Source organism: Flectobacillus sp. (assembly GCF_049240685.1).
In the GTDB taxonomy this organism is placed as follows: domain Bacteria; phylum Bacteroidota; class Bacteroidia; order Cytophagales; family Spirosomataceae; genus Flectobacillus.
Genome location: NZ_JBMLSD010000138.1, coordinates 1 through 17863 on the forward strand (window position 1 = coordinate 1; position 17863 = coordinate 17863).

The 17863-nt window shown below is 37.4% G+C and carries 13 protein-coding genes and 1 pseudogene; 5 read left to right on the plus strand and 9 right to left on the minus strand.

Annotated features, from left to right (window positions below):
• Positions 1-214: 214 nt before the first annotated feature.
• The 3 genes from ACOVQ4_RS06265 to ACOVQ4_RS06275 form a co-directional block, all read right to left on the minus strand.
• A complete protein-coding gene (locus ACOVQ4_RS06265; protein WP_421819797.1) occupies positions 215-1009 on the minus strand; it encodes a thymidylate synthase in 795 nt (264 codons plus the stop codon).
• A 259-nt stretch (positions 1010-1268) separates the two neighbouring features.
• The gene (locus ACOVQ4_RS06270; RefSeq protein WP_421819798.1) at positions 1269-1697 is read right to left on the minus strand and encodes an OsmC family protein; all 429 of its coding nucleotides are present in this window, start codon (positions 1695-1697) and stop codon (positions 1269-1271) included.
• 125 nt (positions 1698-1822) lie between these two features.
• Complete coding sequence (locus ACOVQ4_RS06275; RefSeq protein WP_421819799.1) at positions 1823-3142, minus strand: alkaline phosphatase D family protein; 1320 nt, start codon at positions 3140-3142, stop codon at positions 1823-1825.
• A 159-nt stretch (positions 3143-3301) separates the two neighbouring features.
• Here ACOVQ4_RS06275 and lysA point away from each other — a divergent pair, with 159 nt between their 5' ends.
• Positions 3302-4546 (plus strand): diaminopimelate decarboxylase, encoded by a 1245-nt coding sequence (gene lysA / locus ACOVQ4_RS06280; RefSeq protein WP_421819800.1) that lies wholly within the window; start codon positions 3302-3304, stop codon positions 4544-4546.
• Positions 4547-4834: 288 nt separating this feature from the next.
• On the opposite strand, the gene ACOVQ4_RS06285 is transcribed toward lysA, so the two are convergent.
• Entirely contained in the window at positions 4835-5596 is a 762-nt protein-coding gene (locus ACOVQ4_RS06285) for a porin family protein (RefSeq protein ID WP_421819801.1), read from the minus strand.
• A gap of 493 nt (positions 5597-6089) precedes the next feature.
• On the opposite strand from ACOVQ4_RS06285, the gene ACOVQ4_RS06290 reads away from it, so the two are divergent.
• Together ACOVQ4_RS06290 and ACOVQ4_RS06295 are read left to right on the plus strand one after the other, a co-directional pair.
• The gene (locus tag ACOVQ4_RS06290) at positions 6090-6542 is read left to right on the plus strand and encodes an Hsp20/alpha crystallin family protein (protein ID WP_421819802.1); all 453 of its coding nucleotides are present in this window, start codon (positions 6090-6092) and stop codon (positions 6540-6542) included.
• Positions 6543-6967: 425 nt separating this feature from the next.
• On the plus strand, positions 6968-8452 hold the full coding sequence (locus ACOVQ4_RS06295) for a Do family serine endopeptidase (protein WP_421819803.1): 1485 nt from the start codon (positions 6968-6970) through the stop codon (positions 8450-8452).
• Between the two features lie 376 nt (positions 8453-8828).
• Here the strand turns inward: ACOVQ4_RS06295 and ACOVQ4_RS06300 are convergent, their stop codons facing one another.
• Positions 8829-9743 (minus strand): hypothetical protein, encoded by a 915-nt coding sequence (locus ACOVQ4_RS06300; protein ID WP_421819804.1) that lies wholly within the window; start codon positions 9741-9743, stop codon positions 8829-8831.
• 356 nt (positions 9744-10099) lie between these two features.
• A complete protein-coding gene (locus tag ACOVQ4_RS06305) occupies positions 10100-11083 on the minus strand; it encodes a pyruvate dehydrogenase complex E1 component subunit beta (RefSeq protein WP_421819805.1) in 984 nt (327 codons plus the stop codon).
• Positions 11084-11485: 402 nt separating this feature from the next.
• Between ACOVQ4_RS06305 and ACOVQ4_RS06310 the strand changes: the two genes are divergently transcribed.
• On the plus strand, positions 11486-12259 hold the full coding sequence (locus ACOVQ4_RS06310; protein ID WP_421819806.1) for an amidohydrolase: 774 nt from the start codon (positions 11486-11488) through the stop codon (positions 12257-12259).
• A gap of 288 nt (positions 12260-12547) precedes the next feature.
• Here the strand turns inward: ACOVQ4_RS06310 and gldA are convergent.
• The 3 genes and pseudogenes from gldA to ACOVQ4_RS06325 form a co-directional block, all read right to left on the minus strand.
• Positions 12548-13222, minus strand: a pseudogene (gene gldA, locus ACOVQ4_RS06315) (gliding motility-associated ABC transporter ATP-binding subunit GldA); the annotation flags it as partial.
• A gap of 63 nt (positions 13223-13285) precedes the next feature.
• Positions 13286-13621: a YbaB/EbfC family nucleoid-associated protein gene (locus ACOVQ4_RS06320; RefSeq protein ID WP_421819807.1), complete on the minus strand. Its 336-nt coding sequence runs from the start codon at positions 13619-13621 to the stop codon at positions 13286-13288.
• Positions 13622-13779: 158 nt separating this feature from the next.
• On the minus strand, positions 13780-15942 hold the full coding sequence (locus ACOVQ4_RS06325; RefSeq protein ID WP_421819808.1) for a gliding motility-associated C-terminal domain-containing protein: 2163 nt from the start codon (positions 15940-15942) through the stop codon (positions 13780-13782).
• 372 nt (positions 15943-16314) lie between these two features.
• Between ACOVQ4_RS06325 and ACOVQ4_RS06330 the strand changes: the two genes are divergently transcribed.
• Complete coding sequence (locus ACOVQ4_RS06330; protein WP_421819809.1) at positions 16315-17529, plus strand: bifunctional 3,4-dihydroxy-2-butanone-4-phosphate synthase/GTP cyclohydrolase II; 1215 nt, start codon at positions 16315-16317, stop codon at positions 17527-17529.
• Positions 17530-17863 lie beyond the last annotated feature (334 nt).

Consider the following 17863-nt stretch of genomic DNA (forward strand, 5'->3'; position numbering starts at 1 on the left):
CAACCAAAGCTCAAACAAAATTGAACTGGAAACCAAAATTTGATTTGAATGCTCTCGTAGAAGATATGATGCAAGCAGACGTTGCGCTGTTTTCTAAATAGATTTTTATAAAAAAGTAAAAAGCGGAAATCAAGAAATTGGTTTCCGCTTTTTTGTTTTATATGCTTGAATGATACTATCTCACAATTCACCACTCACGATTCATCATTTTTACTTAAACCGCCACAGGAGCTTTAATCGCTGGGTGTGGGTTATAGTTTTCCAACGTAAAATCTTCAAACTTGAAAGAGAAGATATCTTTTACCTCTGGATTAATTTTCATGGTTGGTAATGGACGAATCTCACGTGAAAGTTGCGTGGCTACTTGCTCATAATGGTTTGAATAGATGTGCGTATCGCCGCCGGTCCAAATAAAATCGCCGAGTTCCAAATCACATACTTGTGCAACCATCATTGTCAGCAAGGCATACGAAGCAATATTGAAAGGTACACCCAAAAATACATCTGCACTGCGCTGGTACAATTGGCATGAAAGTTTGTTATCCGCAACATAAAACTGGAATAGCGCATGACAAGGCATCAAGGCCATTTCTGATAATTCACCTACATTCCATGCACTAACAATGATACGACGTGAGTCTGGGCTTTTTTTCAAGGTATCAATCACCTCTTTTAATTGGTCGATTACTTTACCATTTGGCGCTGTCCAGCTTCTCCATTGTTTGCCATATACAGGACCTAAATCACCGTTTTCGTTGGCCCATTCGTCCCATATACTAACGCCATGGTCTTTGAGGTATTTTATATTGGTATCTCCCTGAATAAACCACAACAATTCGTGGATAATCGATTTTAGGTGTACTTTTTTGGTAGTTACCATCGGAAAACCTTCTTGAAGGTTAAAACGCATTTGGTAGCCAAATACACTTTTTGTTCCTGTGCCAGTACGGTCTGTTTTTACCGCACCGTTGTCCATAATATGTTGGAGTAAATCGTGATACTGTTGCATGGGATAAGGAGTATTTATAACTGATATTGAAGCAACATTTATGCGAAGTGCTTTGATTCAATATTTTTAGGATAATTTCTTGTAAATCTTTTTTCAAAATAACCCCAAAATTAGCACAAAACCCTTGCTTGACCAAAGTCAAACAAGGGTTTTGTCGATGGTATTTCTAAGTTAGTGATTCAACTATTTGGCTTTCGGCAAAAGCATATCTGTAGTTGTTAAAACTCTTTGCCTAATGCCTAATGCAAACAAGTTAAATCTATTCTGCAAAATCAATGCTATAAGTATGCGTAATAGTAGCCGAAGGGCTCAATTGAGCTGTTGCAGAGCAGTATTTTTCCATAGACAATTCAATAGCCTTTTGAGCTTTTGCCTCAGTAATATTGCCTTTCAAAGCAAAATGGATATTGATACTACGGAATGGAGTCATTTCTGTTCCTTCGATTTTTACACGTTCGCCCGATACCGAGATTTTTAGGTCGTCGATACGTTGGCGTTGTTTTTTCAAAATCAAAATGACATCAATAGCAGTACAGCCACCTAAGCCCATCAATAAAAGCTCCATCGGGCGGACGCCTGAGTTGGTACCACCAATATTTTCGGCCGCGTCGATATGTACTGGTACTCCTGACATTCCTGATGCCTCAAAGTGAAAAGCATCATCTACTCTAACTAATTCTACTTGCATGGTTCTCGATAATTAAATGTTGGATAAGAATTATTTACAATCCTATCTCTTTTTGGTATAACAGAAATCGATACCACTTAGTGCCCCACTGCCTTGGTTGAGAGATATTACAAGCTAAAACTTCACTATTTTAGTTCGTTAGCCCGGATATCTTTTACCCAAACTTGTGTTCCTTTGGTATCGTACACTGTGATTTTCAAGACTCTGTCTTTCAAAGGTCCAGTTACTTCACAGATTGCAAAGTTACGTTCTGTGTATAATGTACCGTCAACAATTGGTGAATTATTTTCGTCTTTCACTGGTTTTGAAGGTCCAGACGTCAATGGCGAAATTGTTAAATCATATAAAGGATAAAGATTTCCTGCTCTTTCTAATTTTTGTAAACAAGTATGGTGGCGGTCGCCAGTCAGGAAAAATACGCCTGGCACTTTAGCATCCGCAATTTTCTTAAGAAGCTCTGCTCTTTCGGCATCATAAGTTGCCATATTTTCGAATACCTTGGCTGGATTGATTACTTGTCCACCACAAACGATGAATTTGAAAGTCGCTTTACTACCGATGAGCGCATCAATCAACCAATCGATTTGTTTTTTGCCCAAGAAATCACGTTCGCCAGTATGGTTATCATTTGGTGTACGGAACCAACGGTTATCTACCATGAAAAACTGAACGTCGTTCCATTGGAAAGTGCCTGTACAAGCTTCATTTTCAAAAACATAGTTAGGGTTTGCCCAAAAAAGTTTGAACATTTCCAAAGACATATTTTTATTCCAGAAAGAGCGATCTGCATCGTTTGGACCATAATCATGGTCGTCCCAGATAGCATAGTGGTGGACGCTTCCCAACAATGGTTGAATTTCAGGAATACTTCTTGAATGAGTATTACGGTGAATCATCCCTGTACGAGTGTTCCAGTCTGGCTCACGGTAATAGAAGTTGTCGCCACCCCACATCATAAAATCAGGTTGTTTCTGATAAATTGAAGTAAAAATTTCGGGATACCCCCCATAGGCACGACCAGGGCGGTCAGTTTCAGCTTCGTTGATATAGTTACAGCTACCAAAAGCAAACTTAAAATTAGCGGGGTCTTTACGATATTGCCACAACTCTTGCGACTGGAAGGAAAGGGGATAATTACGAGCAACTTTTTTACCATTTACCCAAACCTCATAATCATATTTTTTGCCCATTGTTACTTGGTCGCAAACCAATTTTGCCACATTACCATCATGTTTATTGGTAGTGATTTCGGCGGTACTGTATTTGATAGCGGGATTTTCCTTGTCCCAGTAAACAAATTTCACTTTTGAAGGCTTTTGAGTTTGTACCCAAAGCATTACTTCTTTCATTTCAGAATAGCCTACCATTGGCCCACTCTGAATCTGAGCACTTGCTACAAATTGTACTATTTGAAACAATAAAATGAATAATAAGAATTTTTTCATGTGGTATGTTTTTAGTTGGTGATAAGATTGGGGTATCTTTGTATTTAGCTTTTATTGAAAACAATGACAAAATAGTATTCTGAATTTCTAGCTAATCGGCATATATACTTTGTTAATTGATCACAAAAGGCACAAATAGAATTTAACAATAGCAAAAAAATGCATTATTACGACATCCAAGGGATTCAATTAACCGAGTTGGCCGACAAATTTGGTACGCCTTTATATGTATATGACGCCAACAAAATTATCGAAAAAATAGGCATTCTTCGTGATTCATTCAAAGATGTTAACATAAAGATAAAATACGCTTGTAAAGCCAATACCAATTTGTCTATCCTAAAACTCATGCGCAAGCACGGGGTCGAAATCGATGTGGTATCTCCAGAAGAGCTTCGTTTGGCTTTGATGGCTGGGTATGAGGGGTCACAAATTACCTTTACGCCAAGTGGTGTTTCATTTGATGAAATCGAATTGGCAGCTGAAATTGGGGCTCGTATCAATCTCGACAATTTGGATGTATTGGAAGCTTTTGGACAATTGTATGGTAATAAAAAAGGTGCTTTGATTCGTATCAAACCTCATGTATTTGGGGGTGGTAACGAAAAAATCATGACGGCTCATCCAGAGTCTAAATTCGGTATTTCGATTCATCAGAAGGACCAAATTTTAGAAATCGTGAAAAAGTATGATATGAAAATCATCGGTTTGCATCAACATACGGGTTCTGATGTCAAAAATGCGGATGCTTTTACGCAAGCAGCTTCAGCGATTTTGGAAATGGCCAAAGATTTCAAAGATTTAGAAATTATAGATTTAGGCGGTGGCTTCAAAGTGGCTTACAAAGACGGCGATATTACCACAAATATGGCAGAATTGGGTTCAGTTTTGAGTTCGGCATTTTTAAATTTCTGCCAAGAATACGGTCGTCCATTACAATTATGGTTCGAGCCGGGCAAATTTTTGGTCAGTGAGGCTGGAACATTCTTGACAACGGCAAATACCGTCAAAAAAGACCCAATCAAGACTTTTGTATGCGTAAACTCAGGCTTAAATCACTTGGGACGCCCGATGATGTATGGGGCATATCACGATATTTTTAACGCCTCTAACCAAGACGACAGTCAGCAGGATGATTACCGTGTGGTGGGTTATATCTGCGAAACAGATACTTTTAGCTGGTCAGCAGAAGGTCAGCAAAGCGAGCGCCGTATGAATACAGTGAATAAAGGCGATATCATTGCCATGAAAAATGCAGGTGCATATTGTTTCTCGATGTCGTCACAATACAATTCTCGTATTCGTCCAGCGGAAGTTTTGGTCATTAATGGTGAAGCAAAACTAATTCGTGTTCGTGAGAGTTTCGAGGATATTTTACGTAATACCGTAGAAGTAGACGTATAGAAAAAATATAAATTTAGAGTGAGGAACTTGATAATTATAAGTCTCACTCTAAATATTATTCTTCTCTCAGGTAATCGTGTAAAATAAGATTTAAGTTATATGCCTAGGCACTAAGTAAAGAGTCTTAACATGTTTTTAAGAACCAAAGACATGCTTTTTCCAAAGCCCACCGCCGAAAGTCGATACCTAAAAGCCTAAAATACAAAAATTAAACCAGATGTTGCGAGATAACTTAAGGTATTGATAATTAAATCCTTACATTCACAATTCACAATGCAGCACTAATACTTAAAACCCATATCCTACACCAAGCGATACGGTTGTGAAATTGTTAAAATCTTTGAATTTCTTCAAACTGTAATTAGCTCTCAAATCCACGAACCATCGCTTATCGAAGCGATATCCTGCTCCTGCAGTAGCGCCAATCTCTATTTTGTCTCCAAAAGATAACCCACTCAAATCAACAGAATTGGTATTTGAATTTAAGGAATAAGTCATGCTAGTTAGATAAGAAGCATAAGGGCCAAGCTGAATAAAAAAACTCTTTGTATCGTAACCAAAGCGATATTGATATAACAAAGGTATGTTAATCATATTGATATGGCTGGTTAAGTCAAACTTCTTTGTCGCTTTTGAAAGATAATTAATCTCAGGCTGAAAACGACTGTTGGGGCTAAGTCCAATATTAGCAAATGCGCCAACTTCAAAACTAGGGATAATATCGGTTTGCTCTCCTTCTAAAAGAACAACCTGTCCTATTCCTCCTCGTAATCCAAATCTATCGGGGGCTATTTCTTTGGGTACCCCAAATTTTCCATCTCTAGTACTTATTTTATTGGCTTTAAAACCCATAGAACTTGTTTGTGGTCCCGTTGATTGCTTCACACTGACGTTATGAGGGGTATTAGCAGTACTTGATGGATTAGCTTGTGTTGTGGTAGTTTTGCTCACTTTACTTGAGGTGTTTTTCTTTTTTTGTTGTCCAAAAACGCCAAACTGGACAACCATACATATAATGCAAGCAGCAAGTACAGATTTTAACTGATACATAGATTTTAGTTTTGTGTGTTAGTAAGAATTTTTTATCAATAAATATTATTTCCTCTAAGTCATTATAAGCAATAATCAAGCTAAACTAGCTAAATAAGCAATATGATGTTGGACTTTTATCAAACTTTTTAGCTTGAGTCAGTGCGTAAAATAAACTTAAGTTTTTGAGCCTTGGGCATTCGGCAAAAACATAGCTATCGATACTAAAAAACATTTAACATTCTTTGCCTTATGCCTGTTGCCTAAAACAAAAAAGTTAAATCTAATTCTGCACGATTACTTATAAAGTTAATTTGATATGACAAGATTCGATATCTAAATTCTCGATTATGACATTATGTCTGTATAAATTAAACAAAAAAGAAGAAAAAGTGCCAAAATGTCATCAATTTTTCAATTGGTATAGAACTTGTAAAAAAGTTAATACCACCGCAACGGCGCGGTAGTTCTTTTAAAGTGATTTTTCAATTAATAAAATAAAACATTCAAAGCCATGACATTCGTAAGACTAAACCCAGCAGTAAAAAGAAATTTAACTTTTAACAACGACATTAACAACCTTTTTAAACAATTCGATACTATGTTACCTAAAGCTCATTTTCACAATTCATATTACCAATCTATTCCAGCGGTTAATGTAAAAGAATCAGAAACAGGATTCGAAATTGAAGTAGCAGCACCAGGATTGAAAAAAGAAAACTTCAAATTGAGTCTTCATGAAAACCGTTTGACAATTTCGGCAGCTCAGGAACAACAACAGGAGGAAAAAACCGAAAAATATACTCGTCAGGAGTTTAACTATAGCCAATTCCAGCGCACATTTACTTTACCTAAAAATGTAGATGGTGAAAAAATTGAAGCTACTTATACCGACGGTATTCTACATGTAGGTTTACCGAAAAAAGAAGAATTGAAACCTGCAGTAAAAGAGATTGCGGTGTTGTAATGCGTAAATCTGAAGCATAAAAGAAATGATATCTTTCTTTGCTTTTATGCCAAATAATTGGGGAATATCCCTGACTTTTTTTCAATTTGAAGAAACAGTTGGATGGATATTCCCTTCTTTTTTTCTCTGGCGAAATAGCGAAAGCAACAGATTTCTTAAAATATGTTAAAATGCCTTTAATGTGTGCACCTTGAATCTCGATTTTGCGTTAAATTAGCGTAGTGAAATCAAAAAAACTCGCTCAGATTAGTTTACTGTCAGAAAGCTCACAAGTTTAAGCCGAATGTTTTTTTGAAAAAAACTTTTGCTTGACAAATAAGAGCCAACAGCTACAAATTTCAACAAAACAATCTATTCCACTAGACCGTTTAGGAAATAAAGTACGAGTCTGGTTCACATTAAAAACTCTTTATTTAAAAATGGAAATGAACAATAATTTAAAAACCCTTGCCATCGTTGGTGCTTTGAGCAGTGCGACCACGCTCGGAGCCTATAAGTTATTCATCGAAAAGTCTTCATCCGACGCAGTGTTTTCAGATACTCCATCTGCCTTTACTCGTATGGTGTCGAACAGTGGAGCAGCAGCGGGTTCATTAACAGAATTTACATTTGCAGCAGAGAAAGCAACTCCTGCCGTTGTACATATCAAAACTAAAATGACTCGTCAAGTAAACCGTCAAATGGTTGATCCATTCGAGGACTTCTTCGGATTTGGAGATTTTGGTGGAGGACGTCGCCGCCAGCCCGAAGCGCAAGAGGCTTCTGGTTCGGGTGTTATTATCAGTGCCGACGGTTATATTGTAACCAATAACCACGTAGTACAAGATGCCGATGAGGTAACTGTAATCCTTGGCGATAAGCGTGAATTGAAGGCTAAGGTTGTAAGTACCGACCCTTCAACAGACTTGGCCGTAATTCAAGTAAAAGCTACAAATTTGCCATTTTTAACCTTCGGTGATTCTGATGCTTTGAAAGTAGGCGAATGGGTATTGGCAGTGGGTAACCCTTTCAATCTTGAGTCAACAGTAACTGCTGGTATCGTATCAGCAAAAGGTCGCCAAAACATTATCGACCGCGACAAAGAAGATGTAAATCCACTTGAATCGTTTATCCAAACTGATGCAGCGGTAAACCCAGGCAACTCAGGTGGTGCATTGGTGAACTTAAAAGGTGAATTAGTTGGTATCAATACTGCGATTTACAGCCGTACAGGTCAATTTGCAGGGTATTCGTTTGCTGTACCTGTAAGTATTGTGAAAAAAGTATCAGCTGACTTGATTAAGTATGGTAACGTTCAGCGTGGTTACTTGGGCGTGAGTATCCAAGATGTTTCGGGTAAAGTAGCTGAAGAAAAAGGCTTGAAAGTAAACGAAGGTGTATATGTTGGTGGTTTTGCCAACAATAGCTCTGCTCAAGCTGCTGGTTTGAAAGTAAACGACGTAATCGTAAAAGTTGACGGCGTTGAAACAAAATCAAGCTCTAAATTGATGGAATTGGTAGGTCGTAAACGTCCAGGTGAAACAGTAGTAGTTACTGTAAACCGTGATGGTTCGACAAAAGATTTCAATGTTGTTTTGAAAAATAAAGATGGTAATACCAACATTGTAAAAGGTGAATCGGCTGGTGCTGCTATTGCAAGTGAATATCTTGGTGCCAAAATCGCTAACCTTTCAGAAGCAGAAAAAGCGAAATTGAAACTTTCGGGTGGTGTTAAATTAACCGATGTAAACCCTGAAGGTCGTTTGGGTTATCAAGGAGTTGAAAGCGGTTTGATTATCTCAAAAATCGATGACAAAGCTGTAAAAGATGCCAAGGAAGCAGCTGATTTATTACAAAACCGTAAAGGTCGTGTAAAAATCGAAGGTGTAGATATGGACGGCACTCGTTACTACTACGTAATCGTTCTTTAATATTGCAATTTTGACTGATTGTATATTCCCCTACTTGCTCTTGCGGGTAGGGGATTTCTTTTTTATAACATACAAATAAGAGTGCTGAGCATCGCCATAAATACTTATTTGTAGTTTTAGCAATGCTTAGCACTCTTACTGGTTTATTTCTAGTTTAATTGATGGGCAAAAAAAAATTGTTTGCATTAGGCTGTAAGCCCTAGGCACTAAGCAAGCACAGTGGTCGAGTACTTAAATTTGTGTAATTATTTAATAGGCAAGCTGCAGTTTCTATAGGCACTAAGCAAGCACTGTTTTAAGCCAAATGCCTACAGCTTAAAGCCTACAGCCTAATGCCTAAAAAGCATACCATTAAAATCTAACTTTGTATACTTGTTTATTGTATCATTAATGGGCGAGCCGCACGTCCTTCTGATTGAGCAAAAATTTGATATCCAATAATTTCCAGATTGTCTTTTCCTGTAAAAGATGCAGCTTCATATTCTGATAAGACTTTCAAAAAGGTTTGGTCAAAGCTATTGTTTACAAAATAATTGAAAGAAAATGAAGGTTCGGCACTAAATAAGAAAACTACCTTCTGAACCTTGTTTTGTGCCATGGCTGCTTTGCCAAGCCATTGTAATCGACTTTTCATGTAATTAAACGTCGGTATAGTTTGGTAAGCATGTACCAAAACTCGATCAGTATTGTTTACAATGCCAGTCGCTTGTGTGAGTTCCTGACCAGTTGGGTTTTGAAACCAGCCAATATAGGTTTCAGTCGGAATACGAGGGGTTTTAGCATCTCCCCAAGCCTTGATTCCCTGCAATTCACTCAAATACTTTTTGTAAGTAGCTGCTTTATTCCACCATTCTAATTCTAAGTTTGAGTAATTGAATCTTTCCACAGAATCCGTGCGGCTATTGTTGTAGGTATTAATCATTCCGCTAAAGGCACTTGCCGACCCCATGCATGCTGTTACGGTGGTTATACCGTATTGTTCACGAGCTTTACGAATAAAAGCCGCTACTTTCGGGTATCCTGCCGAAGTGGCAAGTAATGTGTACAAGTCATAACAAGTTACAGTAGTAAAGTTGTTGTATTGACACCACTGCAAGACTGAATTTTCCTTACCTTGATCTCCCACGATGTATTTGAGACTGTCGAGGTACACACCTCTATAAATTGAAGTCATATCTACTTTGAGACCGTTATGATTAGGGCTGGTGGGCTCCACCGACAAATCTTCGCTACACTGTGTGAACAGAAAGATAGTAGAAAATAGTGCGATAAATAAATAGTGATTTTTCATGTATATAAAATTTTATGGGTATTGTGTCCCTAAAATACATGTTCAAAACTACTATTGCAAGTACACCAATGACTAAAAATAGGTATGATTGATATAAATCATACTTGAAAATTTGTACTTAATTGATAAATAAGAAGTTAAAAAAGTGCCTTTTTGTTGGTATAAAAGTACTAAATAATTATGAGTGTATGAAAATCGGTTATAATCGTAGAATGATGTCTGTTGGTACACAGATATGTAATTGTATAAAAGTAAAAAAAAAATCTTAGCTTTTTGGGCTAAGATTTTTTGAGTTTCTCTGAATAAAAATTCATTATTTAGTAATTCAACAAAATATAATTTTATTCTTTCGAAAATTAGTTCTTATAAAGTACAGCTTTTACCGCATCTACAGTACGTTGTACGCTTGGCAAAATCTCGTCGATAAGCGTTGGCGCATAAGGAAGAGGAAGGTCTTTTGAGTTTACACGGATTACAGGAGCATCCATATAATCAAAAGCCCAACGTTGGATATTGTAAGCAATTTCAGAAGAAAGTGCAGCAATAGGGTTGGCCTCTTCTACAACAACACAACGATTAGTTCTTTTTACTGAAGCTAATACAGTTTCGTAGTCGATAGGACGAACAGTTCTTAAGTCGATTACTTCCGCATTGATACCCATTTTAGTTAATTCAGCAACGGCTGGCATAACCACGCGTGGTAACATTTTGCCGAAAGTTACGATAGTCACGTCTGTACCTTCTTTTACAATATTTGCTTTTCCGATAGGAATTAAGTACTCACCATCTGGAACTAGCCCTTTGTCTCCATACATCAATTCAGACTCCATGAAAATAACTGGGTCATTGTCGCGGATAGAGGATTTCAAAAGACCCTTTGCATCAGCTGGATTTGAAGGTACAACTACTTTCAAACCTGGCGTGTTGGCATACCAGTTTTCGAAGTTAGAAGAGTGCTGAGAAGATAACTGACCAGCGTTTCCTGTTGGTCCACGGAACACCATTGGACAAGAATACTGACCACCCGACATAGACATCATTTTGGCAGCCGAGTTGATAATCTGGTCAATGGCTACCAATGAGAAGTTGAATGTCATGAATTCAACGATGGGGCGCAAGCCATTTGCAGCCGCACCTACAGCAATCCCTGCAAAACCTAATTCTGCAATTGGAGTATCGATTACTCGGTCTGGTCCGAATTCATCCAACATTCCTTGCGATACTTTATAAGCACCATTGTATTCGGCTACTTCTTCTCCAAGTAAAAAAACTGATTGGTCACGACGCATTTCTTCGGTCATGGCTTCACGAAGAGCCTCTCTGAATTGTATTTCTCTCATTTGTTTAAGATAATTCTAGGATATTTAGGACGCTATGCGTTAAAAATTAGATTCTTGTTCTATTAAAAACTGTTTGTAAAATTAGGCAAGAATATTGTAACAGACAAGCGAGTTTATCAACTATGCCAGTAACATTATTTAAGAAACCCCAAATAGCTGATATTTGTTAGTTTTTGAAAACACTTATTTACAAGAAACTCTGTTTTTGGGTGAGCTAACAACATAAAAGAAGTCGATTAGCTTTCTTATAAACCCCAAAATGATACTTTTTTACTCATCAATTATAAAAGTATTCACAACAATTGGATGAATGATTCTTACATCCTTTACTTTTGATGTTATTTTAAGTTTCAATCTTCAGAAAAGAAGAAATAATACATTTCTTTTCAAAACTTTCATAAAATGCAAAACTTAAGCGTTACGCTGATTCAAACAGAATTATATTGGGAAAATCCTATTGCGAATTTGGCTATGCTGGAAGAAAAAATAGCTCAAATAGAAAATGAAACCGATATTATTGTGCTTCCAGAAATGTTTAGTACAGGATTTTCGATGAATACATCTCTGGCAGAGCCGATGAATTTGACTACATTCAAGTGGATGCGTCAACAGGCGGCTCAATCAAATGCGGTGGTAGTGGGGAGCGTTATGATAAGAGAAGCTGAAAATGTATTTAATCGAATGATTTGGATGCAACCCGACGGGCAGTATCACACTTATGACAAACGACATTTGTTTAGGATGGGCAATGAGCATTTGCATTACCGAGGAGGAGAGAAGCGTTTGATAGTGGAATGGAAGGGCTGGAAAATTTGTCCTTTGATATGCTATGATTTGCGTTTTCCTGTTTGGTCTCGAAATGTGGCGCAAGCGTATGATGTGTTGATTTATGTAGCCAATTGGCCTGAAGCCAGGGCTTATCCTTGGAAGTCGTTGTTGGTGGCCAGAGCCATCGAAAATCAAAGTTATGTGATTGGTGTAAATCGTGTAGGTAAAGATGGCAATGATTTGACTTTTTCGGGAGATTCGGCAGTCTTGAATTTTAGAGGAGAATATCTTTTTACAGAAACGCAAAAAGAAATAGTGCAAACCGTTTTACTTTCAAAAGAGGATATTACAAATTTTAGGACTCTATTTCCTGCTCATTTAGACGCAGATAGTTTTATCATTACCTAAAGGGGCTGTATCTGGAGGTAAAAATCAATATTATCTAGTACTTTGTTTTGGCTTAGGTCGCTTAGAAAAGAGCTTTTGACAAAATTTAAGATTTAACTTGAGTACTTTAGGCAGTAAGCCATAGGCATTAGGCAAAAGGTCTTTATCATTTTATAAAAAACACTTTTTTCTTTAGCTTATGGCTTACAGCCTAAAGCCTATTGCCTCATACACAACTTATCATGCGGCATTAGGGCTTAAAATGATGACATTTTCCTAAACGGTAAGCTTTCGGAAGGCATCCTCTAATGATTGTCCAGCTTGAACTAAATTGCTAAGCAATTGGTCTTCCACTATTTTTCCTTTATTGATGATTACTACTCTGTCGCAAATAGCTTCTACTTCTTGCATAATGTGAGTAGAGAAAACAACCGTTTTTTCTTTCCCAATATTTTTAATAACCTGACGAATTTCCACTAGTTGATTTGGGTCTAGGCCAGTTGTGGGTTCATCAAGTATCAATACCTTGGGGTCATGAATCAAGGCTTGTGCCAAACCAACCCTTTGGCGATATCCTTTGGATAGTTGACCAATTTTTTTCTTCTGTTCGACCTGCAATCCAACCAATTCAATAACTTCTTCAATTCGGCGGGTAAGAAGATTACCTTTAATCTGATAAATTCCACCAATAAAGCTCAAAAACTCTTTAACGTACATATCCAGATAGAGCGGATTATGCTCGGGAAGATAACCAATACTTTTACGAACCTCTTTCGACGCTTTTTGGACGTCATACCCACATACTTCTACCGACCCCTCTGTAGCTGGAATATAACAGGTAGCTATTTTCATGGTAGTAGATTTTCCTGCGCCATTTGGTCCCAAAAAACCTACAATTTCTCCTTGATGAACTTCAAAAGATATATTATCAACAGCTTTTTGCTGTCCGTAAACTTTGGTAAGATTTTGAATTTTGATGGACATTCTAGCGAATTATTGATTGATTTGATGAATGAGTGTGACTCTTGTACTCATTTATTTCATGTTCTAGGAAAACATTCCTCCTAAATCTAAACCTGGGATATTGGGAAGGAGTCCATTGGTAGCTTGTTGTAGGTGGTCTTTGATTTTTCCTTCAATATTGCTCATTGCAATATTTGTGGCTGCCACAATCAAATCTTGAACTACCTCACGGTCAGCAGGTTTTAATAAATCTTCATCGATTTCGACCTTGAGTAATTGTTTTTTACCATTTACAGTGACTTTTACCATTCCTGCACCAGCCTCGCCAGTCTCAACGATTGTTCCCAATGTTTCTTGTGCTTCTTTCATTTTTGCTTGAAGGTCTTTTACCTTTCCAAGCATTCCCATCATATCAAACATAGCTTGTTTACTTTTATTTGTGGATACAAAAAATCTTTCATCAAGATTATAGTAATTTTGAAGTTGCAAGTTACAATTCTTCTATTAAGCAACCAACAACTCTATGATTAGTGCTTGAGTCTTTATGTTTGCGCAAAGCTAAGCAATTGAATCTCTTTTTAATAAATGACCACAATACTTCCTTCCTTGGTAATAATATTACCTGAAAGGTCTTCAACCTGTAATTGGAAAGCGTAGCTTCCTGCGGGTACTTTTGTACCATTGGTATTTGTGCCATCCCAGCCTGCTTGAGGATTACTTTGATAATCAGTGTTTTCGATAAAAACCACCAAATTGCCCCAACGGTCAAAAATCGACATTTTGGTAGCTTTGATAAATCTACCTTGAACATAAAAGCTGTCGTTGAGCCCATCTCCATTTGGAGTAAAGGCTTGAGCTGATAATACTAGCGATGGACGCTGATATTCGATATAGTTGGAAACACTCGTTGGAGGAAAGGTATTAGGAAACCCTTCAATGGCCAAATAAATGGTTTGTCCTTCGGCTTCGGGTATACTAAGCGTAGATAAATTGAGTGAATTTCTATTACTAGAATAAGGTAATCCTGAGCCAGGAGTATTGATTGGATTTCCGGTACGAGGATCTACTCTAAAAATTTTATATTCGACAATGGCATCACTTAAAGGACTTTCGGAGGTCCAGATAAGAGAAGAACCTTGCATTTGGGCAAAAATTGGACAAATTTTTGAGGAAGGCTGCGATTCACCACAACCGCCTGTCCAAGTCATATAATAACAATATTGCTGAGAACTTGGGTTCACAGTAGCATCATCCCAAAATGCGTTTATATCCGAATGAACTTTGGTATAGCTTCCATTCAGACTATTGGCTCTATAATAGTTGAATGTCGTAAATGCTGGTAAATCACTTCCTTCTTTTTCTAAGGACGTTACTCGTATAGACTGGCCACCTATGACTGTACTCCCAACTTTTCCTAGTAATTCTGGCGTTAGCGATGTATTGGTTAGGGTCAAAGTATTAGAGATAGATGAGGTAGCATAATAAGTTGTTACTTTGTAGGTATAAGCTATCCCACAAACTATATTATTATCATCGTACAAGTTATCACCAACATTAGTAATGGTTTTTAGTACAGAACTATTCCCTGCCCCATCTATTTTTGAGATTTCGTAGTAGCGAAATGGGTTATCAAGCAGATTAGTCCGTGCTGTGGTCCAAATGATTGTATTCCCTCCTTGTTTAGTTTGACCTCTGATAGGAGTGGTACAAGTTTCATTACTACTTTCTACTATGGTGGCATTACATGCATCCACGGCACTTACCTTGAAACAGTATTGTTTACTGGCATCGGGTATCGAAAATGTCTTTGTTTCATAGTTTAATACCGATGGAGTGTATGAAAGTACGGGTGTGCCCGAGGTATTATAGGTATTTTGTAAACTTGGCTCTCGTACCCAAACTTTATGTTCGCTATTGGGTGTGCCAAGAATATTCAATGAAACAGTATTGGCAGTTGGAGTGTCCAACGACAAGGTGGCTAATCTTGGTGAGTTGGGTGATTCTATGGCCGTCAATGTTTCTGTTTTAGAAATAACACAACCTAATTGCGTAACCCCCTCTATCGTAAATTTATAGCTATTGTAAGAGCCCAAATCTTGGATTTGTCTAGAGAAAGGGTAGGACGTTACAGATAGAAAAGTCTCTTTTGGTGTAGAGCCAAAAAAGTCAAATATCAACTTGTAAGTACTGAAATAATCGTTTTCTGGGGCATCTTGCAAAGTAAATTTAACATCATTGTCGCCACCTGATACTTTACAAATTTTGACCGTGTAAACAGGAGCCGAAATATTAGCCACTTCTATGACCTTACAGCTATAGTAACCTCCCATAGCAGTACTTCCTGTGTTTTTGATATAATAAATTCCAGGAGTAGTTGGGGCGTTTAAGACAATTTCTTTGTTTGGATCGGTAACTGGAGTTCCTACTTCTGTAGGATCATTTGAGGAGCTAATAATAAACGAAGGGAATGAGCCTCCCGTTACGTTGTCTCTCAAATATAATTCTTGTCCGGGGCAAACTACCGTTGGGGTATTATTGATGCTATTGGGGTCGCCGTTACCATCACCAGAGTAGGTAAAAGTTAGTAATGTCCTAGGATTGGTTACTACAAACGAGCCTCCATCATCTGGGGAAGACACATTTCTACACTGACTCAATACTTTTTCGACACTAGTAAAAAAATATAAATTTACTAGCACCAGTTTAATAATAGTAATATTTGAAAGTCTGAAAAATTTCATATTTAATGTTCTCAAAAATCAACTTAGGATAATTTTAATTAAAAGTAGGAGCAATAACTATGCTAATGTTGTATATAAGCCTAAATAGGTAGGAGAAATAGAGGACAATGATTCAACGAACAAGGTGATATTTTATGATAAAGATACAAAAAATATCACCTTTGTCTGCCTATTGGCATCGCAGTAGGAACAAAATAGTATAACTTTGGAGTTTTAAATGAAATACAAATTTATGATATTGATTCGACACGAAAGTGTTGGTAAGAACATTCTCAAAGGGTAAAAAAATCAGAAAATCTATTTTACTTTACTGATTTTATACAAATTGAAGCTCTGCTGATACTTTTGTTTCGGCCCCAAAAAAATAAAAAAATGTCAGCTATTAAATTAGATAGTATTGAGGAGGCTATTGAAGCAATCAAAAACGGCGAGATAATTATCGTTGCAGATGATGAAGACCGTGAAAATGAGGGCGATATGATATGTGCCTCAGAGGCAATCACTCCTGAGATGGTTAATTTTATGATTCGTGAAGGTCGTGGGTTGATGTGCGTATCTCTAACCGAAGAGCGTTGTCATGAACTTGGACTTGAAATGATGGTCGGAAATAACACAGCCTCACACGAGACACCATTCACCGTGTCGGTAGATTTATTAGGTCACGGTTGTACTACGGGTATTTCGGCGCCAGATCGTGCCAAAACCATTCAAGCATTAGTTGATGAAAACATACGGCCCGAGGAGCTGGGTCGTCCAGGTCATATTTTCCCTTTGAAGGCTCGTAAAGAGGGTGTTCTGCGTCGTACTGGTCATACCGAAGCAGCAATGGATTTTGCTAAGTTGGCGGGTTTTAAGCCTTCTGGGGTGCTTATCGAGGTATTGAATGAGGATGGTACAATGGCTCGCCTTCCTGATTTGAGACGCATGGCCGATAAGTTTAATCTTAAACTTGTTACAATCAAAGATTTGGTTGAATATCGCCTAAAGACTGAATCTTTGATTAAGCGCGAAATTGGGGTAGATATGCCTACCGAATGGGGGCATTTTGATTTGATTGCTTTCAAACAAATTAATACTGGCGAAAATCATTTGGCATTGGTAAAAGGTACTTGGGAAAAAGACGAGCCTGTGTTGGTTCGGGTGCATAGCTCATGTGTTACTGGCGATATTTTTGGTTCTTGCCGATGTGATTGTGGTGCGCAGCTTCACAATGCCATGGAGATGGTCGAGAAAGCTGGAAAAGGAGTTGTGCTATATATGTTCCAAGAAGGAAGAGGTATAGGTTTAGTTAATAAACTCAAAGCTTACAAACTTCAAGAACAAGGCCGTGATACTGTGGAAGCTAATTTGGAATTAGGTTTCAAAATGGATGAAAGAGATTATGGCGTAGGAGCACAGATTTTGAGAGATTTGGGCGTAGCAAAAATAAGGTTGATTTCCAACAACCCTAAAAAAAGAGCAGCCCTTTTTGGCTATGGTCTCGAAATCGTAGAAACAGTGCCAATCGAAATTGCCCCGAATCCACATAATGAACGCTATTTGCAAACCAAGCGTGACAAAATGGGACATAATATTTTGAAAGGATAGTGTTGAATTTGATAATTTGATAATTTGAAGATTAGATAATTTGAAGATTTGAAAATTTGAAGATTAGAAAATTGGAAAATTTGAAGATTAGATAATTTGATAATCCGATAATTTGAAGATTTGATAATTTGTTTTTGAAGTATTACTCTTCAAATCATGGTGAATTTGAGAATTTGTCAATTTGAAGATTTGAAAATACGTTTTCGAAGCATAAAACCTCATTTTCAAATCTTCAAATCACCCCATCTTCAAATTACCTCATCTTCAAATTACCCCATTTTCAAATCACCCCATCTTCAAATCTTCAAATTATCAAATTACCCCATCTTCAAAT